Below are 23,423 nucleotides of genomic sequence, written 5' to 3' on the forward strand. Positions count from 1 at the left end.
GTATGGCAACGCATTATTGGCTTCTCGTTGATGCAGTCAGGATCAGTGATGCCGCGCAACTGATTCAAGAACACTTTAGTGTCGTGCAAATACTGCCCTTATATGCAGGCACTCCCTTTGATTATCTGCTTGAGCAAAGCCCTTATTTGGTGAATATGGGACCGGATATCGCTAACGTCGAGACATGGCGCACACTGCCTTATTTTGATACCAGCTCGGTAATATTTGCAGTGGATGACAACATCTGTGCAGATGACTTTATTGTGCACTTACAAGCGATGTTGAAGATAGACGTTGCTGGCCAAGTTCTATGTTTGCGCTTTCAAAGCCAACGACTTTGGGATGCCGTTTTAGCACAAGCCAATACGGACGATATCGCGCAATGCTTGGGGCCTAGCAAAGGGGTGTGTTGGTTTAACTCAGACGATGTGCCTGTGTGCCTATACAAGCCAAATCCATTTACGCCCGTGGAGGGCGAACAACAAGATTCCGTTTTTAAGCAGTGGGTGTGACATGAAAGAATACAAAATAACGAAAGGTGACTGCTTAAGTCTGATTGCTGAAAAGTTTGACGTCTCCGAAGAGGAGCTTCTCAAGCTGAACAGCACGCAAATCAAAGATCCCGACTTTATCTATGCTGGAGATACGCTAAAGATAGAGCTGCCGGAACCTGCCAATACGGATACGTCTCGTACACCACTCACACCGCCCCCCACGCAGCCGGCAACGGAAGAAGAGTGCCAGATCGCCGATTTTGTCGATGTTTTATACGTCCCCGCTCATCCTGAAACGGGTGAGAGATGCTGGTATGCCATCACACAAGAAGCCAAGGACCTTATCGAAGAAGAAAGCGGTCTGATGCGAGATGCGGTTGTGGAAGGTGACAACGAGGCAACACTGGCAAACATCAACAAGCTCGGTATCTTGTCCAAGTTTGCTACACGTCCTCATGAAGCGTTTATGGCTGAGGACGAACGGGAAGACTATAAGAGACTGCTTTATTTACGTTTAGTGGTAGAGCGTGATGTTTACAAACGTACTGATGATCCTAAGATGTTTTTAGTGGATGCGGCTAAAGATTTAGGGCTCAATCCGGACATACTAACTATGCGTGCTGACCGGCATAGTCACAGTTATTACGGCAGTGAATATCATGCAGCCGCGTCGATGGCGAGCAATCACCACACCACACTCTCTAACGCTATTATGGCGCGCCTAAAGGCTGCTGTACTAAATGCGATTGATGAGCGTACAAAAGAGCTCGAGGGCGCGGCAGAGAAGCGGGCGGGTAAAGTAAATACTGATGATGGCACGCGATTTGTCTATCGACACGATCTTAAGTATTTCACGTCGAGACGAGAAGAAACAATAGAGCGTTATATTAGTGACTACCAATATTCGTTGACACGGCAAGATCTCTACCAATCCCCACCTAGTCGAGCGAGCTATGTCTTACAGAGCGTCAGCGAAGATCCGAGTAAAGACAACCGTATTAACGCTGGTTTATCGTGGACGATTAAACAACTGAATAATCATGGCTTTGCCTGTAAAGAACAATGCTTGACCCAGCAACAGCTTGTGGGTGAAGACGGCGATATTTCAGCAGGGCCGCAAGTATTGTGTCGTCTGGGAGAGTCATGGCGGACGTCGCCTGAGCCGATATCAATCGATCAAATCGATATCATTAACAAACTCTACGAAGAGATAACCGGCTCTGCTGTCCTTAACAACAGCCTTGATGAAGAAAGCCTCGCTAACGATATCACCAAAGCGGCATGGGCGTATTATCCCGCTAAAGCCGTTATCCACCTTATGGATATTACCCTAGAGTCGCACAAAAACGCACTTAACCAAATTCTAGGACAAAGCGCAGGCACGCCACTTGATGAATTATTTAACAAGCTTCTCACTATCAAATCTGTGGCTAAAGCGCGAATTGCGCTATTAAGAAAGCTAGCACTGGCGAACGTTAACCAAGGGCCGAGCGCATTGCCTTTCTTTTTTGCTGACGAGAAGAGTGAGGCGCTGCCTCCCACTTTGACGATGGTGTGGGATGAGGATAAATATCGCCCCAAAAACAAGAGTACTAGCGCGTTTGCTAACGATGCCGGTTACAACGATATACAGCCAGTAGAATGTAGCCTTCTCTCCACAGGTAAGGTTTTTTATCTGCGTGGTCCTGAATGGTATATGCCTAAGGATGAACAAGATGACTTCTACGCCAAGGCATGTAGGCATGTGGAGCCCATCACTCGTCGCATCACCTTTATCTCTCAACAAACCGAAAGCTCGAATATTATCGAGGCGAATAGCTTAGATGACGTGCTCGACGGCATAAAAAATAAAAAATTTACGATTAACCTCCTCCCCCTAAAAGCCGAATCTAAATTTGATACTGTCTTTTGGCAAGACAGTTACCATATACAGGGTGGCCAAGTGGAGGGGATAAACGAACCCGCCTATTCTGCCGACGCCGGCGCACAATTTTTACGTTTTACGTCTGCGGCCCAAGGCGATGTTGCTCTAAATCAGCCCTTAGCAAGCTACAAAGGGCAGCTTGAAAACCCGCAAAAAATGGGGGCGTCAGGAAATATCTCTGCATCATTAGGCGTGTTGCAAGGTCAAGTGAGTGTTTGTCTTTGGTTGCCCCAAAACGATAACAACAAAGCACTCGACGAAAAATCGACAGCTTCCGAAGTGACAGGGCATCCTGTGATGTTAGATTATGTCGATGAGAGTGGACGCACATTCCACTATGATGCTGGGAAACTAATGGCTCGCATCAGTGGTGCGCTATATGGGCTTGTCGGGGTGACATGCCAACTGGGGACCAGCATTACCGTAGGGCCAGCGGACTATGGAAAAGGCTTTGGCATTCGTGGCAGTGTTATCAAGCATGACGATCCTAATATCTACCGAAACGCCACCGAAAATCTGACCGAAAAAACGGAGAAAAAGCTCCAAAGTAGCCTAGTGGCGACTCAGGCCGAGGCAACAGTTGACGCCTTTATGGGCGTAGAAGTTGGCGGATCGCTCGGCTCGGACATCTATTGGATCCCTCCTAAGCAGAAAAAAGCCAAGCCGTTAGGTAAAATTAACGGGCAACTGTCTGCGGCTTATGGGCTTGGCGCGCACCGAGACTTCAGCATCGTTTTTCAAGGTGGTGTGCTGATACTAAAAGCGTCTGGCGGTGTTGTAATGGGACCAGGCTGCCGAGGCACCTTTGCTATCGAGGTTCATTCTGCCAATGCCGATGATTTTATCGACTGTTTGCTGGGGGTACTTAAGCGTAGTAACTTCCGCCGCTTGTCTGTGTTTGGTGAGGTGGATGAAAACGGTGTGAATGACACCTTTAATATACTAAATGATCTGGCAACCCTCGCAGTGGGTTTAGGGTTATCGTTTTCCAAGGTATTATTGTTGCCTCCCAACTTAATTGAGGCATATAAGAAGGATGTTACAAGTAAAGAATATGCGCCGTTCTTGGCTGAACAGTTAACAGAAAAGGAAAAGGCCAAGAAGGCGAAACCTTGGGTACTGAGCATTCCGCCTCAAACATTAGCTAATCTACTTAATACGTTATTGAAAAGACAAGTTAACACCACTTCACAGGGAAGTGCCGAGTTTACCAATCGTCTCCAAGCGCAAGCAATACTAAACATCATGGAATGGTTAAGTCACGATAAAACGAACCAAGATGAACATGGTCCTTGTGCCAGTCAACGACAGTGGAAAGAAGCCTTGATTGAGATGGCTGACCTCCACGCAGGAGCGGATAAACCTCAACAGTGGGAAGCATTCAGAGAGAGCTGGTATAAAATAGCAAGGTTTATTCATAGAACTCTTTTGGTTGCTGGAACAGTTCAACAGATTGACTTATTGAAAAAAGTTAGAAATGACTTCGATCAAGCTTCAAAAATTCTCTGTGGTAGAATGGTACTCACTAGTTATACAAACACGATTAATACTCGACGACTCGGTCCAGTTACCAATGCAGAATATCGTTCCTATGCGCGTTCAGTGGTGGCCAATGCTAGTAGCAGAGGCGAAGAAATTAAACTTAAAAATGATGAAGACAATAACTACATTAAGTTAGTGCCCGAAGAAAACGAAAAGATCATTAATTGGAGCCTGAAAGATGTCGGTTTATAAAAACATTAGAAAAATCGCTTTTTTGCTATTTGTAGTGATAGCTATTAGTGCCTGTAAAGAAAAAGAAAAGGCGATCAACCCTGAAGATGACATCCCTTTATTCAAAGACTTTATTGAAAGAAACATCGATAAAGTAGCCGATGATCCTTATATATCCAGCACAGTTCGTCCTGAAAGTGAAATGTATGATGTGTTGCTTGATCTACAGCGAGGAACGCCTTGGAGCAAAGAAGAAGAAAATAGATTTAACCGTCTAATAGAAAAAGGGAATGCTCACGCAACAATTTTACTCTCTCGCCTAAGAATGAATGACATTTCAAAAAAAAGTATCGCAGTGTCTCGTCTAGCGAAGCTAATGAGTGATGGGAATCCTTATGCAGCGTATTGGCTTTCTAATAGAAGTTATCGTTGTCGAGCACATCTAGGCTCGAGTAGCCTTGGTAATAAAGTAGCGAAAGATCTTGGCTTAGACACCTCTTACGAAAATAAATATTGCACCGAGGAAATCTACCAAAAAGCGGTCGAGGGGTTTAAAAAACTCGCAGCACAAGGCGATCTGCGTGCTCAGTATTTTTTGTTAAAAGACCAAGGCCTTGATAAGTCCGTAGAAAAGCGTGAAGAGTATATTAAAGAGGTGATCCGATTCGCAGAGGCTCATTACTATAAGCCGTTAATGGATTATATTGATTCATTACAAAAGCAAACCAATGATGGGGTTGTTTTCCGCTCAGAAAATCTGGAAAAAATAGCTTTTGATCTTTTAAAGGTTGCGAGTAACAATAATTATATCCCAGCTATGGGGACAGTAATGTACTACGAAGAGAATAATGATGAATTATTCGAAAGAATGAAAAAAGTAGGAGGTAGTTACTACTTTTTATCAATGGCATTAGATCGAAGTGATGAACTAAATAAACAAGAAAAATATTGCCATGCGTTATTGTACGAAAAGATATTTAAGGATAGTCGTTATTTTATTTATTATGATGACTGGCCTGATAAAAATGATTACGATGAGAGTATCTGTGAGATAGATAAGGAAATCGCTGAGATGAAGCCAATGATTTATATAGATTATTTCACCCGTATAGCAAATTGGGGGCGAGGGTAATTTTCTTTTTAGCTAAAGATAGCACTTTCTTAAGTTGAAAGGCCTCTCTTACTGATTTGATATACTAGATATTTACCACTCAGTGAGTGTTATAACACTCGCTGGGCGGTAGTATTCCTTACGTTTAAAGAGTTATGCTATCTGTCGATCTAAATATCACTATCTGTTGGAAACAGCCCTATGATGCGTCATAAAACGATTATCCAAGTTATACTGTTAAGCTTATCGATGGGTATCCTCACCGGTTGCAAAGAAAAGGCGATCAACCCTGAAGATGACATTCCTTTATTTAAAGATTTCATTGAGAAGAACGTTAATAAAGTTGCCGATGGTCCTTATATATCGAGTACAGTAAAGCCTGATGATGAGATGTATGACTTGATGCTAATGCTGCAGCGTGGTGATTGGAGTCAAACAACTTGGAATGAGATGGACTCTTTGATGAAAAAGGGCGTAGAGAATGCCAAAATAATCTATGCACGTACAAAAATAGATGAGATTTATAAACGAAGTGAAGCCACTGCGATACTGACTGAATTGATGAGAAAAGGGAACCCTTATGCGACTTACTGGTTATCTAGTAAAAGTAACTTATGCCTTTCTTATCTTTCATCAGAACATTTTGGCAACAAAGTAGCAAAAGAACTTGGCTTAGATACTTCTTATGAAAATAAATACTGTACCGAGGAAATTTACCAAAAAGCAGTCGAGGGATTTAAAAAACTCGCAGCGGAAGGCGACCTTCGCGCTCAGTACTTTTTGCTAAAAGAAAAAGGCCTTGATGAATCAGTAGAAAAGCGTGAAAAGTATATTAAAGAAGTTATTCGATTTGCAGAGGCTCATTACTACAAGCCATTAATGGATTACACATCTACACTTATGGAACCAAGTCATAGAGGTCGTAAATTTCGATCTAAAGAGCTAGAGAAGTTAGGAGTGAAACTCTTCAATATTGCTAGTAATAACTATTATATTCCTGCAATGGCAGAATCAACCGTGTATGAAGAAGATAACAATCAGCTTTTTGAACGAATGAAGAGGTCAGGAGATCGGTATTACTTTTTGGCTACTGCTCTAGATAAAAGTAATGAGTTGAGCGGAGAAGAAAAATACTGTCATGCACTATTGTATGAAAAAACATTCAAGAGTAAACGATATTTTGGATTTGACGATGAGTGGCCAGAAAAAGACGACTATGATGAAAGTATCTGTAATATAGAAAAAGAAATCGCTGAGATGAAGCCAATGATTTATATCGATTACTTCACTAGGAGAGGGTGTTCATAGTTCTGTGTCACCCAACGTTTAAAGATCTACGTAGTCGTCGAGCCGCCCTTCGAAGTGGATGCTCAGTTGGGACAATGTCAGGTTCCAATTCTGCACCGGATGCGTCCACTTCTCTGACGCCTTCAACATACCTGCATACAGTAACTTGAGCAATGCGTTCTCGTTGGCAAAGCCACCCTTGGTCTTCGTCAGTTTGCGGAATTGGCGATGAACAGCCTCAACGGCATTGGTCGTGTAAATCGCTTTGCGGACCTGTTCTGGGTACTTGAAGTACACCGATAGATTTTCCCATTTGCTGCGCCACGACTTTATGACCAGTGGATATTGAGCACCCCATTTACTTTCCAGTTCATCTAACGCTTGCTCTGCGGCGTTTTGGGTCGTCGCGCGGTAAACACACTTCAGATCGGACATAAAGGCTTTCTGATTTTTGCTGGCCACGTACTTCACGCTGTTGCGGATCTGATGGATGATGCAAAGTTGAACCTCCGTCTTGGGATAGACGGTTTCGATGGCTTCAGGGAAGCCCTTTAATCCATCGACCGAGGCAATAAGGATGTCTTTGACGCCACGGTTTTGTAGGTCTGTCAGTACATTTAACCAGTAACGGGCACCTTCACTTTCTGAGAGATAAAGGCCAAGTAATTCCTTTTTACCCTCGATATTCAGCCCTAAGATTGTGTACAGGGCTTTAGAGACAAAGCGGCCATTTTCTTTGATTTTGTAATGGATAGCATCTAACCAGACGAAGGGGTAAACCGCCTCTAATTCGCGTTCTTGCCAGGCGCGTAGCTCAGGCACCAAACGGTCTGTAATGGCGTTTATCGTGCCATTGGACACTTCAGTCCCATACATCTCAAGAAGGTACTCACGAATGCTTTTGTAGCTATTCCCAAGTGCAAATAATGAGATGATATTACGCTCCATCTCATCGGTTAACCGAGTCTGATACTTCTTAACGGTCTGCGGCTCGAAAGAGCCGTTGCGATCACGGGGCGTGTCTAGTTCGAACGAGCCAGAAGCGGTTTTGATGGTTTTCTGAGAGACACCGTTTTTGCGGTTAGGCTGACCCTCTTTGGTCAGGTGCTCATCCATCTCAGCAGCCAAAGCAGCTTCGGTGATCTGTTTAATCAACGGCGTTAGCAGTCCATCTTTCCCGTTGAGGCCCTGTCCAGATTGCAGTGCCTTAGCAAAAGCTTGAATATCAATTTCGTATTTGTCGGACATTGATGTATCACTCCCTGTTGAGGGTTAACTATAGGAGTGACACAGACTTTTGAACACTACCTTTTCCTTTGTCGATATTGGCCGGTGTAAGTGGAAGTCAATTAGGCTCAGCAAATAAACACTTACCGGATAGTATTTATATATATTGGACATCACTCATTAATATGCGTTTTTTTGTAACCAAATATGATCTTTCTCCGAAGGTTAAGGAGTTAATGGCGAAAAAGTTGCATTATACACGAAGTGATGGCTCTAAAGGACTTCCTTGTTATCGAACCGAATTATTCTTTGGTATGTTACCTAATGGAAAGGCCAAAGTATGGCTGTGGGGTTGTGGGAAATTTATCTATTTGGCAGAGCTGGATCCTGTACGAGAGAAAGACCGTGACCAAAATGGTACAACGGCCGATGAGTATAGACAGGGCCCCACACCCACACCCACACCACAAAGAGTTCGACAGCGTGGAATAGATGCTGGTGTATCGACTATCCCAATCCCATGGGAGAAAGTTGGCAAAGTTTATAGCAAAAATACAGTCGAGTTACTCAGTGAGCAGTAAAAGTGGATAACTCGAAGCAACTTCTTGCCTCGCCGAGCAAAAACTTGCTTGTGGCGTGCAAAAAATTGGTCAGTGAGAGAGTAACGTGCTGAATTATATGGCTAAAAAATCTGGCATGCATTTCGCTATATGGGATGGCGAACAGAGGCACCGACTGGAAAGCCTCTTCCATTAATTAGAAAGGAGCGATTATGCCAACGCCATGTTATATCTCGATTGAAGGTGAAACTCAGGGTTTGATTACAGCCGGTGCCTGCACCGCGGATTCTATCGGTGATGCTTTTGTTGAAGGCCACGAAGACGAGATGCTGGTGCAACAGTTTGACCACAATGTAACGGTACCGACTGACCCTCAGTCAGGTCAGCCATCAGGCCAACGTGTGCACAAGCCATTTAAATTCACCGTTGCACTCAACAAAGCGGTGCCGTTGCTTTATAACGCACTGGCGTCAGGCGAGAAGATGTCAACGGTTGAGCTGAAGTGGTACCGCACGTCGATTGAAGGTAAACAAGAAAACTTCTTTACCACCAAGCTGGAAAGCGCCTCGATTGTGGACATTCACTGCGAGATGCCTCATTGCCAAGACCCGGCGAAGTCAGACTTTACGCAGAACCTGACCGTGTCGATGTCTTACCGCAAAATCACGTGGGACCACGTCAACGCAGGCACTTCAGGCTCAGACGACTGGCGCAAGCCTATCGAAGCCTAAGGGCATAGAGTTGAAGCGCTGGCTTGGAGCTAGCGCTTTATCACTTGTGTAGCACGCTTTCACTGGTTAAGGATTGCTACACAAGTGTTCACTTTGGTTGAAACAAGATTTAGGAGACATCATGGCTAGGTTGCGGTTTGAATTTAACGTTGAGGGGCTCGATCCTGAAACGTTCGTCGTAAGAGAATTTCAAGGCCATGAGTCCCTTTCTAGTGCCGAGTTCGACCAACAAACCTGTAACGGTTTTCGTTATAATATTGCTTTAGCAAGCCGTGACTCCTCCCTAACACCGGAACAATTGGTAGATTGTAAAGGCACCTTGCTGTTGTACCGCAATGGGGTTTGTGAACGCAAAATTTGCGGTGTGATCAACCAGTTTTCGCAAGGCGATATCGGCCATCATCACACATACTATGATGTGCAGATGGTTCCCGAGTTGGCACGCCTTTCTTTGCGTCAAAACAGTCGTATTTTTCAACACCAAACGGTGCCGCAAATTATATCCATCTTGCTCCAAGAAATGGATATCTCGGATGTTGGCTTTGGATTAACAAAAGACTACGCAGAGCGTGAGTTCTGTGTGCAATATCGCGAGACCGATCTCGTCTTTTTAGAGCGTATCGCGGCAGAGGAAGGCTTAATCTATTGCTTTGTTTGGCAGGACGATAAACAGCACTTGTATATCACAGATGCACCTTCTGCACTGCCCTCGCTAGAAACGCCTATCGCCCATAATGCACTCTCGGGGGCGGTGATTGATGCGCCATTTATCAGTCATATTGAAAAGCACACGCGCGTTGTTCCTTCCTCGTCCGTGATGAAGGACTATAGCTTCAAAAAGCCGGCTTATAGTTTCCTGCAGCATAACGCGGTATCGGGAATAGACTATCAGCGCCAAGATTATGAGGTGTACGACTTTCCCGGACGTTTTAAAGACGATGCGCAAGGGCAGCACTTAAGTCAGGTCCGCAAAGAGTTTTTGGTTCGCGAACAAGTGACAGCGATAGGTAAAAGTAACCATATGCACTTGCAAGCGGGCTATGGGTTTGAGCTGCAGGATCATCTTAATCGCGAGATGAATCAATGGTGGCAAGTGGTGCGTATTCAGCACCGTGGTACGCAGCCACAAGCTCTTGAAGAAGAGGGTGGACAGGGCGCGACCACCTACGCGAACCAGTTTATGGTTATTCCGGCCACCACCCCTTGGCGGGCGACCCCGCAGCCCAAGCCTCAGGTGGATGGCCCTCTTATTGGTATGATTGTGGGCCCAGAAGGCGAAGAAATCTTCTGTGATGAACACGGGCGGGTGAAAGTCCACTTCCCGTGGGACCGTTATTCCAACGGCGATGACAAAAGCAGTTGCTGGATTCGTGTTGCTCAGGGCTGGGCGGGTAGCCAATACGGCATGATGGCCATTCCCCGCATTGGCCATGAAGTGATTGTGTCCTTCTTACACGGTGACCCGGACCAACCGATTATCACCGGCCGCACGTATCATGCGACCAATGTGCCGCCTTATACCTTACCGGCACACAAAACCAAGACGGTTTGGCGCAGTGAGAGCCACCAAGGCGATGGCTACAACGAGCTCACGTTCGAAGACCAATCGGGCAGTGAGCAAGTGTATTTACACGCTCAGAAAGATTGGGAAACACGGGTTGAGAATGATGCGATCACACAGGTGCGCCACGATCAGCACAAAAAAATTGATAATGATGCGTTCTCAAAAGTGGGTGGCGATAGCCATTTGACCGTCGAGAAACAGCACCGCTCGCGCATCAAAAAAGATGCGACCCTAGAAGTTGGTGGCAGTATTCATGAAAAAATTAACAATCGCTTTGCCGCGGCGGCAGGACGTGAGGTTCATCTCAAAGCAGGGACAAACGTCGTGCTTGATGCCGGTACTGAGATTACCGTATCCGCCGGTGGTAGTGTGATGAAAGTCGACGCAGCGGGCGTCCACCTGATTGGTCCAGCAATCAACTTAAATGCTGGAGGCAGTGCAGGGAGCGGCTCAGGCTATCAAGGTAAGTCGCCAACATCGCCTCGCCCCGCGTATAAGCCAGAATAGTTAACGAAAGAAAGAGTTGAGGATTCGTATGCCAAAAGCTGCACTTGTCGGCCATATTGGGACAGCCCATGATGGTTTCCCGCCGACACCGATTACCGAAGGATCATCGACAGTTAAAATCGATGGTATTCCCGCGGTGCGTAAAGGTGATCCGTTGGCCCCTCACAGTAAACCCAAACACCCGCCACATGGGCGTGCCGTTAATGGGGGATCCGGTAGTGTCATGATTGACGGCAAGCCGGCCGCACGTATTGGCGATGCGGTAAGTTGTGGTGGGGTGATTGCAGGAGGTTCAAGTGTCAATATTGGTTAATAAATCAATACTTAGAGCGAGTCTGCTGGGCTGCTTTCTTGCGGTTAGTAGTCATAGCTGGGCTGAACAGGTTGAAGTAGAAGCGACGCCTTTTGCCACCATCGAACCGGTTGAGAAAATCGCTGACGATTATGACATTGAGGCTATGAAGCCGCAGGCGCTATTTGAACATGGACGCTTATCGCGTGCGCAATTTCATTACCAGCGTGCGGAAAAATATCTCAAAGCCGCAGCGGATGAGGGGATTGCCCCTGCCGCGTACTTATATGCTGTGTTGCTGAGTGATGATGCGCAAAAGCTTGAGTATTCTCAGGAAGCACAGGACTACCTGACTCAAGCGGCGAAAGCGAATTACATTCCAGCCATGAAGTTACTGGTCGAAGAAGGAACTTGGTTGTCGGCCACTCACCGGATTATTTGGCGGCACAAGTACGAAGAAGTCTTGCACGCTTGGTATGACGAGGCGCCAGAAGAAGCCGCTTTTAGTCTGTATGAATATTTACATCCTACCGATAAAGACAAAGCAGAAGCCTATTTAGATGAAGCGATCGCCGCGAATGATGTCGACGCTTTGCTTCACAAAGCGTCGCAAATCGAGCTGGGGCAACGAGGCTTTTTCCTGTTTCCAAGCTCTCGACTTGATGCTGCCGCTGAAGTGAAAAAGCAGATTGCCAATGCGGGCGGCATTCCTGGTACCAAAAGCTTATATCGTGATTTTATCCGTCGCGGTGAGAGCTCCAAAGCGGTTGAATGGAGAAAAAAAGCCATCGAGCAAGGTGACTTGATGTCGTTAGCGGCGCTGGGGCGTTATTACACCACCTATTATGAGCCCGCTGACGAGGAATACATCGAGGGTTTGGTCTATTTATCTGCGTATCTTGATGTTGTCGGGCAAGGTAAATTTAAAGAGCTCCGTCAGCAAGCTATGGATCAGTTTGAGTTGGCATCGTCTCGTGTGTCGGCAGAGCAAATCCAAGATATTGAGGAAAAAGCAGCGGCGCTGAGAAAGGCAAACACGTTTTACCATTATGACTGTTACTGGCAGAGAACTGCTGCCAACGTTGTAGCGGATAAGCCTGCAAGCTAGTCGATAAGGGACAATATGGTTGGGAGCGGGTCACGCCTGCTCGATTCGGTTCCGGCCATTTCTCTTTGCTTTATAAAGTGCGGTATCCGCGCGTTGAATGATAGTGTCTTGTGTATCGTGTGACACAAAATGGGTGTAACCGATACTGATGGTGCAACGTATAGTTTGCCCATCCACATGGATGACTTCGGCGTGAACGCGCTCGACGAGACGTTGGAGTACCACTTTCGCGCCGTCTATATCGGTCTCCGGTAGCACACACAAAAACTCTTCCCCGCCCCAGCGACCATATATGTCGTTGGTTCGTGATTCTTCCCTGACAATATTCCCAAAGCGCTGTAGCGCGATATCGCCAGCTCGGTGGCCATAGGTGTCATTGAGATTCTTGAAATGGTCAAAGTCGACGACTGCCAATGTTAATGGATTTTTGTAACGTTCACATCGCGCCAGTTCCTTGGTCAGTGCATTAGTCAGATAGTGGCGATTGTAGAGCTGGGTGAGCGAGTCAGTATTGGCTTGGATCTCAAGCAGTTGCTGTGCATGTTCTAACGCTTCCCAATCACGTAGTCGCGCCAGCTCATGACCCACCCATTCAGCAAATAGTCGCAATAGTTCGAAATCTTGTGGAATAAAGGGTCGAGTAGGCTCTGGGCTAGAAAAATTCAGGGTGCCATAGCGCTCACCATCAATAAAAATGGGGGCGCCAATATAAGCTTCTAAACCAAAATGTTGGTAACAGGGATGTGAGCGGATGTCACTGGCGCCAACATGATGAAAGCCTTTGACCTCATTGGCTTGATAGACATGACTACAATAGGTGGTTTGTAAATCAAATACCTGACCGGCTTGGAGCGCACATTCGGGATGAATGGCTTGTTGGACGGTATAGCGTTGACCGACGATTTGGCTAAGAATGCCAATGGGTAGCCCGAAGTGTTTGCAGCCCAGCGATAAAATGCGCTCCACACGTTTGCTAAAGTCGAGATTACGCGCTGACGTAATGGAATGCAGTTGGCTGAGAGCTGATTCTACTTCAACGCGTGTGCTGATATCTTGGATAAAGGCCACGTACATAATAACGTCTTGGTTATCATCGCACACTGGACCACCGTGAGTTTCCCCCAGAAACACATGGCCATCGGCGGTTTTGTATCTTACTACGTAAGCATTGTGATAATAGGGCTCCGCCTCGGGATTAAAGCGTTCACGCCCCTTAGCATCGAAGTCTTCTTGCTCGGCGTATAGCACTCGCGTGCTGGTATTTTTCACACTTTCCAGTGTACAACCAAACAGGGCTTCTGCTTCGGGGTTTAAAAACTGGATGCGCCGTTGCGTGTCGGCTATTACAACGGCGGTATCTAGATTACGAAACAGCGAGGGCAGTATCGTCTCAACGTCTTTATGATGTTCAATTGCCTTGTTCACAACTGGCTCTATACGTCTGCCGGAAATAGCTTAAGCGTAGTACAAAACCCAGTGCTTGTTCGTGTTATTGATGGATTTATTACTTGGTGTTGATCTCAATACGTTCTGCCATCGACATGGCGATGTTATTGTCGTAATACGCGGCTTCATTAATGAAATGTGGGTACGCTACATAGTCGCCTTGCCATGTTTGCTCACTGCCATCAAACAAGATAAAGAGTGGATCCCCCGGATTCACCGGAACAAAGTCTTTGTCTTGCACATGTTGATGCACCATACCAATGCGTTCCCCAGATGCATCCTGAGGCAAGTGCAGTGTTTCTGTGTAACGGAACCCAGTGATCTTTTCCGGCAATTCAGGCACTTGGTCGATATTAAATAAATGAACAAAGTCAAGAATATGCGTGGTCATTTCATGCATCGATTCCATCACATCATGGCGCAGCACCGATTGAGGTTGGGGGCCAATTTCAACGATCACACCTTGTTTGGCTACCGAGCACAAGAAGGCTTGCTGAATGGGCTCAATATGATCTTCGACTAAGATAACCGCATCGGGCATGCGTTCGCTGACATAGGCGGCTAACTGGGTATTGAAGGTATCTAGGGTCAATAAAATTAGCGTCGGGCCCATATTGCTGGTGGTATTGTGCAAATCAATAATTAAATCTACTCGCGGATCGCCTTTGGGGCCGAGTTGCTGGTTGAGTACCTTGGCTCTGCTCTGCTCATAGTTAGCAAGTGATTGATCAGCGAGTAACTTGGGATCAAATTGCCGATTAAGGTCACAATCGAGATAGCGCTTGTTGGCTTGATATGCGCAGGGATTTGCGAAAAATAACTCAGTAGAAAAACTGCTTCGTGTGACCGTCTCGCTATTCTGCTGCCACTGTTTAAGTGCGTAGATGCCACTGAATTCATTGCCATGGGTGCCACCAACAATCGCGACCTGACTAAAAATGCTCATTGATACTCCTTGTGGGCTGATCAAACGGTATCCGTTGTATATCACTTAAGCGTATCACTGCCAGCGAAATAAGTTAACAGAATAAATTGTCTTTTATTTTGCGTTTTTATTCACTCTGACATGGCTGTTTCCAGCAACTATATTAACTATCAATTAATCTTAGATTCAGTTCACACTTCAGCAGTGTTGAACGGGTTAGGCTAGCGACGAAGACGGATAAGAGGTGATACATGAGTAAATTTCCTGAGAACTTCCTTTGGGGTGGCGCTGTGGCTGCGCATCAAGTGGAAGGCGGTTGGAACGCCGATGGCAAGGGGATAAGCATTGTCGATGTGTTGACCAAAGGTGAGCACGGTGTTCCAAGAAAGATGACCGATAACGTTGAGGCTGGTGAGATGTATCCGAATCATCAAGCGGTTGATTTTTACCACCGATATCCGCAAGACATTGCTCTGTTCGCGGAAATGGGGTTTAAGTGTTTCCGAACCTCGATTGCATGGTCGCGGATCTTCCCAAACGGTGACGAATCCACACCGAATGAAGCCGGATTAGCGTTTTATGACCGCTTGATTGATAACTTGTTATCACAGGGAATCGAGCCGGTGATAACTCTGTCGCATTTTGAAATGCCTTATCACCTTGTGAAAGCGTATGGGGGCTGGGCCAACCGCAAAGTGGTGGACTGCTTTGTCCGTTTTTGTGAAACGGTATTCACGCGTTATCGCGATAAAGTCACCTACTGGATTACCTTTAACGAGATTAACAATCAGCTGAATTGGGACTATCCGCTGTTTGGCTATTGTAATTCAGGGGTCATTTTTACCGAACACGATCACCCCGAGCAGATGCTTTATCAGGTGCTGCACCATCAATTCGTGGCGAGTGCCAAAGTGGTCGCGCTGGGCCACGTCATTAATCCAGATTTTCAAATTGGCAGCATGATCCATATGATGCCGCTGTACCCGGCAACGTGCCATCCTGATGATCTACTGGCATCTCAACGTGCGATGCGAGATAAATATTTATGCAGCGACGTGCAGGTTAGGGGTCACTATCCTCATTACATCTGGCCACAATGGGCTGCAAAAGGGATTCAGGTCGCAATGGACGACGATGACGTGCAGATTCTAGAAAATGGCCGCGCGGATTTTCTGGCGATCAGTTACTACATGACCAACATTGTCGATGCCAACCCACCCGAGGAAGATGAAAATGCATTGTTCAGCGCCAGTCGTTTGAATCCGCACTTACCGGCTTCGGATTGGGGCTGGCAGATTGACCCTAAGGGTTTGCGCTACGCGCTGTCGGAGCTTTACGAACGTTACGAGAAACCGATTTTTGTGGTGGAAAATGGTTTAGGTGCGCTGGATACGAAGGAGGCATCGGGCGAGATTAATGATGATTATCGTATCAGCTACTTATCACAACACATCGAGGCCTTGGGAGAGGCAATTTCGCAAGATGGGGTGGATGTCATTGGTTATACCCCGTGGGGCTGTATTGATTGTGTTTCGTTTACCACTGGAGAGTATCGCAAGCGTTATGGGTTTATTTATGTTGACCGTCATGACGATGGCAGTGGTGACTTTTCACGTCATCGCAAAAAGAGCTTTTACTGGTATCAAAGCGTGATTGCCAATAATGGCCTGACAAAATAGTAGCGACGGCAAAGGGACACATGCGGCGTCCCTTTTTACTGTACTCGAGGCGTCTATCTCTGCGTGAGAAAGTTGTTATTGACTGGGCTGATAATCAAATTCGATAATTTCGCCGTATTCAATGCCTTGTTCGCGATACCCCACAATCGCTTCTATCACATTAAAGTGGGCGACAACGGCGATGGTTGAGTAGGTTTGATAGCTATCGAGCACGGCACTGACACGGCGGAGCAAGTTGGTTGCTGATTCATAGCCAGCGTTGGTGACTTCGTTGCCATTGGCAAATAGCTCGCGATACTCAAGCCAGCGTCTATCACGCTCTGAAAGGGGGATATAGCTACCTTTGACATCCGCTTGCCACTCGCGTAGGTCATGTTCCACAAACAACGGGTTTTGTAGCTGACGATTAAGGATTTCAGCGGTTTGTAATGCACGAGTGTAGGGCGAAGACAGAATAATCTCTGCTTGCTGTAAGCTAGGATGACTGGCCAAGGCCTGAATGTTAGGGATACACGCACGCTGCAAGGGGGCATAGTCTTTTTCCAACTGGCTCATTTGGCGCGCGTCTGCCAGTGAGTAATCGGTTTTTCCATGACGGATAAAAACGACTTTCATAGGGCTTCCTTTTCTTGAGTCGATAACAATTTATTATTCTGTTGCGCGGATGCGCTTATCGATGGGCATTGCAAAGGCAGCTGCCACACCATGATGTTGGCGTTGTAGCATACCGTCATCGTCCTGTCATGAATGTCGATGGCTAGTCATAAACGGTCGTGAGCTGGCTCGCTATTTTTTCTCTAGCTGGTCGAGAATGTTAATGCAATCGCGGCCGCCGTCTTTGGCTTGATAGAGTTGCTGATCGGCGGCCTCTAACAGATAGGAGTCTGATGTATCATCATCCGGTATCGTGATGATCCCGCCGATACTGACAGTGACATAATCGCCATCAGGGTTTTTCTCATGCGCCATCGCTAATTCAGCGATATCATCGCGAATCGCATTGGCTAAGTCGTCGAGCTGTGCGGCATGCTTAGGGGGTAGTGTGATGGCAAATTCTTCTCCCCCGAACCGTGCGACTGTGCCTTCATACTCTTGGGTTCGGGTGAGTAAAATACGTGCGATTTGAGTAAGTACGTCATCGCCTTGTAAGTGCCCATACTCATCGTTGTAGGCTTTAAAATGGTCGACATCGATCATCATGACCGCGACTGGGTGGTTTTTTTTGATGCCTTCGTAAATATGATTGCTGAGTTCACGTTTGAACGGGCGACGGTTCATGAGTCGGGTTAAATCGTCGGTTTCTGCTTGTACTTTGAGGCGCTCATTGGCAATGATCAATTCTTCTTGCAACTGCTCCATGGCAACATGATTGCGTTCTCGGATCATGACCTCACTGATTGCAGTCGCAAAGCGTTTGAGCAACAGTGTTTTGTTGTTATCCCAAATAAAGGGTAAGTGACGGTTCGCCACCGTGATCATGCCAAAGCTTTTTCGACCGTCAGTTAGCGGAAATGCGGCAATAGAGAGAATGCCGCGATGGCGCAACCAAGTTCGTTCGTTGATAGCGTCTTCGCCTAACTGTCCGACATGGGGAACCACCAGCGCTTCTGTATCCGCAAGCCAACGCTTTATCATGTGCATTTCACTTAGGTCGACCACATCTGGGGCGAAGGTAATGTCCTGTGGCCAATAGCAACGGCGCTCAGCGCGATAGGCATCGAAGGCATACCAGCTAATTGCTTCCCCCCCCAAAAGCTTTGCCATGCTGGGGAGCACTTGTTTAACATCTTGCGTGATGTTGTGGGAGTCAGAGCTTAAAAACTGGATGGAAATATCTGCGAGCAAAGAGCTTGCGTTTGATTGCCAATTGAGTGCTTTGGTGCGCTGTTCGACCTGCTCCTCCAGTAAGGTTTGGTGTTGTCGTAGCTCTCGCTCGGTTATGCGCTTTTGCAGAAAGTCATCGCGGATACGCGATTGCATGGCATTGATGGAACGTGCCACCTTACCAATCTCATCACCGCGTTGGATCAAGCTTACAGGTACACAGCTTTGATTGGCTTTGTCTGATTGATACCGGTCCAAAGAATTTGTTAACTGCTTGAGTGGTCGAGAACATAGTCGGTTGACCACCCAAAGTACGATGATAGTGATGATGAATGCTTCAGTAAAATGGACGAGCGCGAGAGGGGTCGCACTATCGAGCGCCTCCCGTTTTACCTCGTAGCGATTGAGTACCATATTCAGCGTACCGATGTTATTCCCCTGCACGCTTAAAAGAACTTGATGATTGGCATCACAATGGCTACTCGTGCTATTAACTTCGCTGATCTGGGTGCCATCAAAGCCTTTTACCTCAATGCGGCACACGGTTGGGATCATCGATAACCCTTTGACACTGCGACGTACGAGTTCTAAATCGACCACCCAGAGCGCATGACTAATCACACGCGCGGCGTCCGTGCTGCGACTTTCGATCAGTGTGGTCGAGGTGGCTACCGCACGTTGGTAGTTGAGATACATCTGAGATAGCGTGCTTCCGATAGAAAACAGCAAACTGAGCGCCAGTACCACAAACGCGATACGAGCTTGGAGACCTTTAAAGTTGATGTCGAGTTTGGTCACTGAATTATCCGTTCCATTTTATCAGCACCGCAGTGCGAGCGTTGTTGACGAGCCATTTCTTCGAAAGAGATATGGTCCCAAGCATCGGCCTGTAAAAAAGAAAAATAGGGTGTGTTGGGCTCTATCAACTGGAACAACTGGTCAGCGCATAACAATGGTAATGAAAGGCCATTTGCATGGGCATAAATACGGGTAAGTGCTATGCCTCCCGCAGAGAAATGTCCGCCGCCCAGTGCCGAGATAATACCTTGCTGTCTCAGCGATAGAACCTTTGCTGACGTATTCACTGTCGCGAAAAAAATATCTTCACCCGGCTTTTTCCCCATTTCTTGCGCCGCTTTGATGGCGCCAAATGCCATATGATCATTCGCGGTCCAAACGTACCTCAGCGCTGGATAACGTTGCAGCAACGTGCCCATTTGTTCATAGCTTATTGCTTCATCCCATTGCCCATGAACGACTTGCATTAATTCAATCTGCTGATGGCTTTTGAAATAGTCGCGAGCGCCAGCTTCGCGGGCAACAGAGGCGGGGGTGGTGAGATCGCCCGATATCATAACCGCTTCGCCGGGTCGTTGGTGACCAGCTTTTACCATAGCTTCAGCGATTTTCCCTCCAATATAGCGATTATCGGGGATAACGCTGGGTAACAAATATTGCTGCCAGTGAGGATCGCTTAACAGGTTTGCGCGCACGTCTGCATCGATGTCATTTAAGATGACCTGAACGTAAATCGGGTGTTGACGTAAAATCGGAAAAAGGTGATTGGCTGCTAGCTTTTCATTCACAATGATTACGTAATTGGGGAGCGGGCGTTTATTCAGTCTTGCCGACAGTATCTGACGCATCGCAAAGTGATTACGGGAGGCGTGGCGGATGTCTAACTCGATCCCAAGCGCGTCCGCCGCGGCGATACTGTACTGATCGACTTCCTGCCAGAAGCTTTCCGACGCATGCCCAGGATTGATGAATAATACTCGGATTGGCTGCTCTGAGTATGCAGATGCACTCAGCATAATGCTGACAAGACTGATAAACATCCCCAGACAACGGATTATTCTATTTCTCATCCTCTCTCGCGGCCTCGTTGATGAAAATCTCCCAATACAAATAATAGTTTAGCTAGATATTATAAGAATGAGGGTGTAGTTCAGTATTTTCACGACAAAACTATGATCATTGCTTTGCACTAAGCAAGGTTGCGAGGCTATTCATAATTTACATGTTTAATTGCTAGACGTTTGGGCATTGTCGCGTAAATTTGATTAGGCAAGCGTTGGACGATAGGGCATGATAATGCAGTAATTATGGCGATGATTGTCATTGATAGTGACGAAAAAAACGACAATTGAACAATGAAAACCTATAACGATAAAAAGAGAATAAAGCGTCATTTCCCAATGGATTTTTACGGTGACGGCGAGGGTTGGCGCTTTGCGGTACGGGCAGAAACGCCCCAACAAGTGCTGGCGGCAAAATGTTGGGTAGCGCTTTTAAGTGCGCGTCGTCGAGAGTTTCGGATTGTGGATTTAGCGATTGAGTGCTTCACCTATGTGGGTAGCGCGGATGAGGGCGCTGGACACATTGGGGCTGACTATGGCACGCGTGTTAGTGTAAAACGCCAAGGGCAAGTGATCACCGTGGATGCGCTGACACAACGCTACGGCGCCATCATGACGGTAAAATCCCGCACCCTTTCATCTACGTGCACTCAACCTGTAAGCGGCGTCGCACTCTCTTAAGCCTTCACTCTCACCCTTAGCCAACCAGTGGCATAATAGAGAAAAAGGCAGGAAACATGGCATTTATTCTTCTTCTCGTGCTGACCATAATCGGTGGTGTGTTGGCGGGTGAGCACTTCCATTCTTATCTTCTTGGGCTGGGCGTCGCTAGTACAGCGGTGGGTGCTTGCTATTGGATCACGTTTCGTAGCAGCCATTACCCCCAGTTTGCGTTGTTTTTGTTGTTGCTCGGGGTGGTCGCTAAGATTGCGGTGACGGCGGCGGGTGTATTGCTCGGGTTAAAACATGCGTTGATCACCTCACCTTTGGTATTTTCGCTTTCGTATTTGTTTTTCTTGTTTGCCTCGACCTATTGCTATTTTCGCTATCGTGAATATTGGCTTACGCGCTTGCGCCACAAAGATTTACAGTAGCAGGCTCGATGGTGTTCAGCCTTGTATCTAGAGAGGAGTGGTATTGGCAATGTACTCGACGGAGCGACTGACGCTACGCGCATGGCAAGCGTCCGATTTGCCCCCTTTTGCCGCGCTCAATAAAGACTCAGACGTCATGCGGTATTTTCCCAGTGTGCTCTCACGCGCCCAAAGTGATGCGATGGCGGCACATATTCAATCCAAACTGGCGGATAACGGGTTTGGATTTTGGGCGGTAGAACTGACGGAGACTCGGGAATTCATTGGCTTTGTGGGGTTAAACCGGCCCACCTTCGACCTCGGTCATCAGCCGTTTGTTGAAATTGGTTGGCGTTTAGCGTCGGCACATTGGGGGCGAGGCTATGCCACTGAAGCAGCACAAAAAGCACTTGCCATCGGCTTTGAGGACGTTGAGCTTCCGGCAATTTATGCGTTTACCACCGAGAGTAACCTGCCCTCACAAGCGGTGATGAAAAAACTCGGGATGACACCGGCTGCTCCCTTTACCTTTTCGCATCCTCATTTGGCGGCAGACCATCCGCTCGCCACGCATGTTTTATACGCCATATCGAAACCCACTTGGCAGGCAGACCATGCTGATTAATCGCCAGTACGATACCCCGTATGGGCAGTATTTAAAGCAACATATTCAGTTTTCAACGCGGCGGTCTTGGGTTCGCCATGATGAACATTATCACGTTGATTTTGCTGTGCCTTGCCAATAAGGGCAGAATAAAAACAAAAAAGACTGGGAGAAAGCGTGCACAAACTAGCGGATGACTTACACCAAAAACTATTTAATGAAGAAGATGCGCGTGCCTGTAAAGACATTGATGGCAGTGCGTGTCGTGAGGTTCCGGGCAACTTTTTCCGCATCATCGTTAGCCAAGGACTCACCAAAATTGGCGACGCGGTATCTAACCCGAAAATTGTCTTGCCAGCGCTTCTCACCGCGGTTGGCGCTCCCTTGGCGTTAATTGGCTTATTGGTGCCAATACGAGAGGCGGGGTCGCTAGTGCCTCAGTTAGGTATCGCCGGTTATGTCCGCCAATTTGCGGTACGTAAGTGGGCATGGGTGGCAGGCTCTGTTATTCAAGGAGCGTGTATCCTAGCAATGGCGATCGCAGCGTTGCTTTTAACCGGTCAAGTAGCCGGCTGGAGCATTGTTGGCTTGCTGGTGGTATTTAGTCTGGCGCGAGGCTTGTGCTCGGTCGCTTCGAAAGATGTGTTAGGGAAAACCATTCCTAAGCCGCAACGAGGACGCTTGAATGGGTGGTCGTCGAGCTTGGCGGGAGCGGTAACGATTGCCGCTGGTGTCGGATTATTCAGTGTCTCGGCTCAGCAGCATGTGTGGGTCTATTGCGCGCTATTGGCGTTCGGCGCAGTGCTTTGGTGGATTGCCGCGGCGGTTTACAGCCAAGTGGATGAATACGAAGGGGCCACTGAAGGTGGTGCCAATGCCCTCACGCATGCGATTTCTAAACTGCGCTTATTGGTGGATGATAGACGTCTACGCCACTTTGTGATCACCCGTTCACTGTTACTCTGTTCGGCCCTATCCGCGCCCTATTATGTGCTGTTAGCCAGTCAGCATAGCCAAGCGTTAGCGATCACTACCGCAAGCTTTGTCGCAATTAGCGGCATCGCAAGTTTGTTATCGGCCCCTTTTTGGGGGCTGTTTGCCGATCGATCTAGTCGCCAAGTGATGATAATGGCTGCCGTGGTGACGGCGTTACTGGGCCTGGTGGTCGTGAGTATCAGCCACTGGTATCCCGCGTTGTTTGCTTCGCAATGGGTACTGCCTGGCGTCTATTTTGTCCTGACCATTGCTCACGAGGGTGTGCGGCTTGGGCGTAAAACCTACATCGTGAATATGGCTGAGGGCAATCAGCGCACTGATTATGTCTCGGTCAGCAATACTTTGATTGGCTTCATGCTCTTATTCATGGGCGGCGTCACGGCATGGTTGAGCCAGTGGGGGTTAATGGTGGTGATTGCGGTGTTATCGGCGCTTGGCTTGCTGGGGGCATTGATGGCGCGCGCCTTGCCTGAGGTGGAACGGTAAGCCGATTGTCCAG

General features: G+C 47.3%; 20 protein-coding genes and 1 pseudogene. 15 read left to right on the forward strand and 6 right to left on the reverse strand.

Features of this window, described 5'->3' with window-relative positions; all coding sequences use genetic code 11:
* Positions 1–2 precede the first annotated feature (2 nt).
* The 4 genes from N7E60_RS14615 to N7E60_RS14630 all read left to right on the forward strand — a co-directional run bounded on the left by N7E60_RS14615 (position 3) and on the right by N7E60_RS14630 (position 6,550).
* Positions 3–512 (forward strand): DUF4123 domain-containing protein, encoded by a 510-nt coding sequence (locus N7E60_RS14615; protein ID WP_269598884.1) that lies wholly within the window; start codon positions 3–5, stop codon positions 510–512.
* Position 513: 1 nt separating this feature from the next.
* Positions 514–4,152, forward strand: a complete 3,639-nt coding sequence (locus tag N7E60_RS14620; protein WP_269598885.1) for a LysM peptidoglycan-binding domain-containing protein — start codon at positions 514–516, stop codon at positions 4,150–4,152.
* Positions 4,139–5,263: a sel1 repeat family protein gene (locus N7E60_RS14625; protein WP_269598886.1), complete on the forward strand. Its 1,125-nt coding sequence runs from the start codon at positions 4,139–4,141 to the stop codon at positions 5,261–5,263. Before N7E60_RS14620 ends, N7E60_RS14625 begins: the two co-directional genes overlap by 14 nt.
* A 180-nt stretch (positions 5,264–5,443) precedes the next feature.
* Positions 5,444–6,550, forward strand: a complete 1,107-nt coding sequence (locus tag N7E60_RS14630) for a sel1 repeat family protein (protein WP_269598887.1) — start codon at positions 5,444–5,446, stop codon at positions 6,548–6,550.
* A gap of 18 nt (positions 6,551–6,568) precedes the next feature.
* Here N7E60_RS14630 and N7E60_RS14635 read toward each other — a convergent pair whose 3' ends face one another.
* Positions 6,569–7,777, reverse strand: coding sequence for an IS256 family transposase (locus N7E60_RS14635; protein ID WP_077605338.1), 1,209 nt, complete (start codon positions 7,775–7,777; stop codon positions 6,569–6,571).
* A 77-nt stretch (positions 7,778–7,854) separates the two neighbouring features.
* Here N7E60_RS14635 and N7E60_RS14640 point away from each other — a divergent pair, with 77 nt between their 5' ends.
* The 5 genes from N7E60_RS14640 to N7E60_RS14660 all read left to right on the forward strand — a co-directional run bounded on the left by N7E60_RS14640 (position 7,855) and on the right by N7E60_RS14660 (position 12,518).
* Positions 7,855–8,337 carry a DUF2931 family protein gene (locus N7E60_RS14640; RefSeq protein ID WP_269599015.1) on the forward strand — a complete coding sequence of 161 codons (483 nt, stop codon included), beginning with the start codon at positions 7,855–7,857 and terminating at the stop codon, positions 8,335–8,337.
* Between the two features lie 191 nt (positions 8,338–8,528).
* Positions 8,529–9,047 (forward strand): type VI secretion system effector Hcp-2, encoded by a 519-nt coding sequence (gene hcp-2, locus N7E60_RS14645; protein ID WP_069590456.1) that lies wholly within the window; start codon positions 8,529–8,531, stop codon positions 9,045–9,047.
* Positions 9,048–9,168: 121 nt separating this feature from the next.
* Positions 9,169–11,118, forward strand: coding sequence for a type VI secretion system Vgr family protein (locus N7E60_RS14650; protein ID WP_269598888.1), 1,950 nt, complete (start codon positions 9,169–9,171; stop codon positions 11,116–11,118).
* A 28-nt stretch (positions 11,119–11,146) separates the two neighbouring features.
* Complete coding sequence (locus N7E60_RS14655) at positions 11,147–11,431, forward strand: type VI secretion system PAAR protein (protein ID WP_269598889.1); 285 nt, start codon at positions 11,147–11,149, stop codon at positions 11,429–11,431.
* On the forward strand, positions 11,415–12,518 hold the full coding sequence (locus tag N7E60_RS14660) for a hypothetical protein (protein WP_269598890.1): 1,104 nt from the start codon (positions 11,415–11,417) through the stop codon (positions 12,516–12,518). Before N7E60_RS14655 ends, N7E60_RS14660 begins: the two co-directional genes overlap by 17 nt.
* 30 nt (positions 12,519–12,548) lie before the next feature.
* On the opposite strand, the gene N7E60_RS14665 is transcribed toward N7E60_RS14660, so the two are convergent.
* Entirely contained in the window at positions 12,549–13,943 is a 1,395-nt protein-coding gene (locus N7E60_RS14665) for a sensor domain-containing diguanylate cyclase (protein WP_269598891.1), read from the reverse strand.
* A 79-nt stretch (positions 13,944–14,022) separates the two neighbouring features.
* Entirely contained in the window at positions 14,023–14,910 is an 888-nt protein-coding gene (locus tag N7E60_RS14670) for an aspartoacylase (RefSeq protein ID WP_069590448.1), read from the reverse strand.
* Positions 14,911–15,140: 230 nt separating this feature from the next.
* Between N7E60_RS14670 and N7E60_RS14675 the strand changes: the two genes are divergently transcribed.
* Positions 15,141–16,568: a 6-phospho-beta-glucosidase gene (locus N7E60_RS14675; protein ID WP_269598892.1), complete on the forward strand. Its 1,428-nt coding sequence runs from the start codon at positions 15,141–15,143 to the stop codon at positions 16,566–16,568.
* Positions 16,569–16,643: 75 nt separating this feature from the next.
* Here the strand turns inward: N7E60_RS14675 and N7E60_RS14680 are convergent, their stop codons facing one another.
* From N7E60_RS14680 to N7E60_RS14690, 3 genes are all read right to left on the reverse strand, one after another.
* Positions 16,644–17,183: a histidine phosphatase family protein gene (locus N7E60_RS14680; RefSeq protein ID WP_269598893.1), complete on the reverse strand. Its 540-nt coding sequence runs from the start codon at positions 17,181–17,183 to the stop codon at positions 16,644–16,646.
* A gap of 171 nt (positions 17,184–17,354) precedes the next feature.
* Positions 17,355–19,190: a diguanylate cyclase domain-containing protein gene (locus N7E60_RS14685; RefSeq protein ID WP_269598894.1), complete on the reverse strand. Its 1,836-nt coding sequence runs from the start codon at positions 19,188–19,190 to the stop codon at positions 17,355–17,357.
* Positions 19,187–20,260, reverse strand: a complete 1,074-nt coding sequence (locus N7E60_RS14690; RefSeq protein WP_269598895.1) for an ABC transporter substrate-binding protein — start codon at positions 20,258–20,260, stop codon at positions 19,187–19,189. Before N7E60_RS14690 ends, N7E60_RS14685 begins: the two co-directional genes overlap by 4 nt.
* Positions 20,261–20,545: 285 nt before the next feature.
* On the opposite strand from N7E60_RS14690, the gene N7E60_RS14695 reads away from it, so the two are divergent.
* The 5 genes and pseudogenes from N7E60_RS14695 to N7E60_RS14715 all read left to right on the forward strand — a co-directional run bounded on the left by N7E60_RS14695 (position 20,546) and on the right by N7E60_RS14715 (position 23,410).
* Positions 20,546–20,932, forward strand: coding sequence for a hypothetical protein (locus N7E60_RS14695; protein WP_269598896.1), 387 nt, complete (start codon positions 20,546–20,548; stop codon positions 20,930–20,932).
* Positions 20,933–20,988: 56 nt separating this feature from the next.
* The gene (locus N7E60_RS14700) at positions 20,989–21,345 is read left to right on the forward strand and encodes an NADH:ubiquinone oxidoreductase (protein ID WP_077456575.1); all 357 of its coding nucleotides are present in this window, start codon (positions 20,989–20,991) and stop codon (positions 21,343–21,345) included.
* A 49-nt stretch (positions 21,346–21,394) separates the two neighbouring features.
* Positions 21,395–21,949, forward strand: a complete 555-nt coding sequence (locus tag N7E60_RS14705; RefSeq protein WP_269599016.1) for a GNAT family N-acetyltransferase — start codon at positions 21,395–21,397, stop codon at positions 21,947–21,949.
* Between the two features lie 7 nt (positions 21,950–21,956).
* Positions 21,957–22,070: pseudogene (locus N7E60_RS14710) on the forward strand (penicillin-insensitive murein endopeptidase); the annotation flags it as partial.
* A gap of 35 nt (positions 22,071–22,105) precedes the next feature.
* Positions 22,106–23,410: an MFS transporter gene (locus N7E60_RS14715; protein ID WP_269598897.1), complete on the forward strand. Its 1,305-nt coding sequence runs from the start codon at positions 22,106–22,108 to the stop codon at positions 23,408–23,410.
* Positions 23,411–23,423 lie beyond the last annotated feature (13 nt).

The organism is Salinivibrio proteolyticus, from assembly GCF_027286365.1.
Classification (GTDB): Bacteria; Pseudomonadota; Gammaproteobacteria; order Enterobacterales; family Vibrionaceae; genus Salinivibrio; species Salinivibrio proteolyticus.

Coding starts and splice junctions, on each gene's coding strand:
- N7E60_RS14615 (WP_269598884.1), top strand. CDS start 3: ATGGCAACGCATTATTGGCTTCTCGTTGATGCAGTCAGGATCAGTGAT.
- N7E60_RS14620 (WP_269598885.1), top strand. CDS start 514: ATGAAAGAATACAAAATAACGAAAGGTGACTGCTTAAGTCTGATTGCT.
- N7E60_RS14625 (WP_269598886.1), top strand. CDS start 4,139: ATGTCGGTTTATAAAAACATTAGAAAAATCGCTTTTTTGCTATTTGTA.
- N7E60_RS14630 (WP_269598887.1), top strand. CDS start 5,444: ATGATGCGTCATAAAACGATTATCCAAGTTATACTGTTAAGCTTATCG.
- N7E60_RS14635 (WP_077605338.1), bottom strand. CDS start 7,777: ATGTCCGACAAATACGAAATTGATATTCAAGCTTTTGCTAAGGCACTG.
- hcp-2 (WP_069590456.1), top strand. CDS start 8,529: ATGCCAACGCCATGTTATATCTCGATTGAAGGTGAAACTCAGGGTTTG.
- N7E60_RS14650 (WP_269598888.1), top strand. CDS start 9,169: ATGGCTAGGTTGCGGTTTGAATTTAACGTTGAGGGGCTCGATCCTGAA.
- N7E60_RS14655 (WP_269598889.1), top strand. CDS start 11,147: ATGCCAAAAGCTGCACTTGTCGGCCATATTGGGACAGCCCATGATGGT.
- N7E60_RS14670 (WP_069590448.1), bottom strand. CDS start 14,910: ATGAGCATTTTTAGTCAGGTCGCGATTGTTGGTGGCACCCATGGCAAT.
- N7E60_RS14675 (WP_269598892.1), top strand. CDS start 15,141: ATGAGTAAATTTCCTGAGAACTTCCTTTGGGGTGGCGCTGTGGCTGCG.
- N7E60_RS14680 (WP_269598893.1), bottom strand. CDS start 17,183: ATGAAAGTCGTTTTTATCCGTCATGGAAAAACCGATTACTCACTGGCA.
- N7E60_RS14690 (WP_269598895.1), bottom strand. CDS start 20,260: ATGAGAAATAGAATAATCCGTTGTCTGGGGATGTTTATCAGTCTTGTC.
- N7E60_RS14695 (WP_269598896.1), top strand. CDS start 20,546: ATGAAAACCTATAACGATAAAAAGAGAATAAAGCGTCATTTCCCAATG.
- N7E60_RS14700 (WP_077456575.1), top strand. CDS start 20,989: ATGGCATTTATTCTTCTTCTCGTGCTGACCATAATCGGTGGTGTGTTG.
- N7E60_RS14705 (WP_269599016.1), top strand. CDS start 21,395: ATGTACTCGACGGAGCGACTGACGCTACGCGCATGGCAAGCGTCCGAT.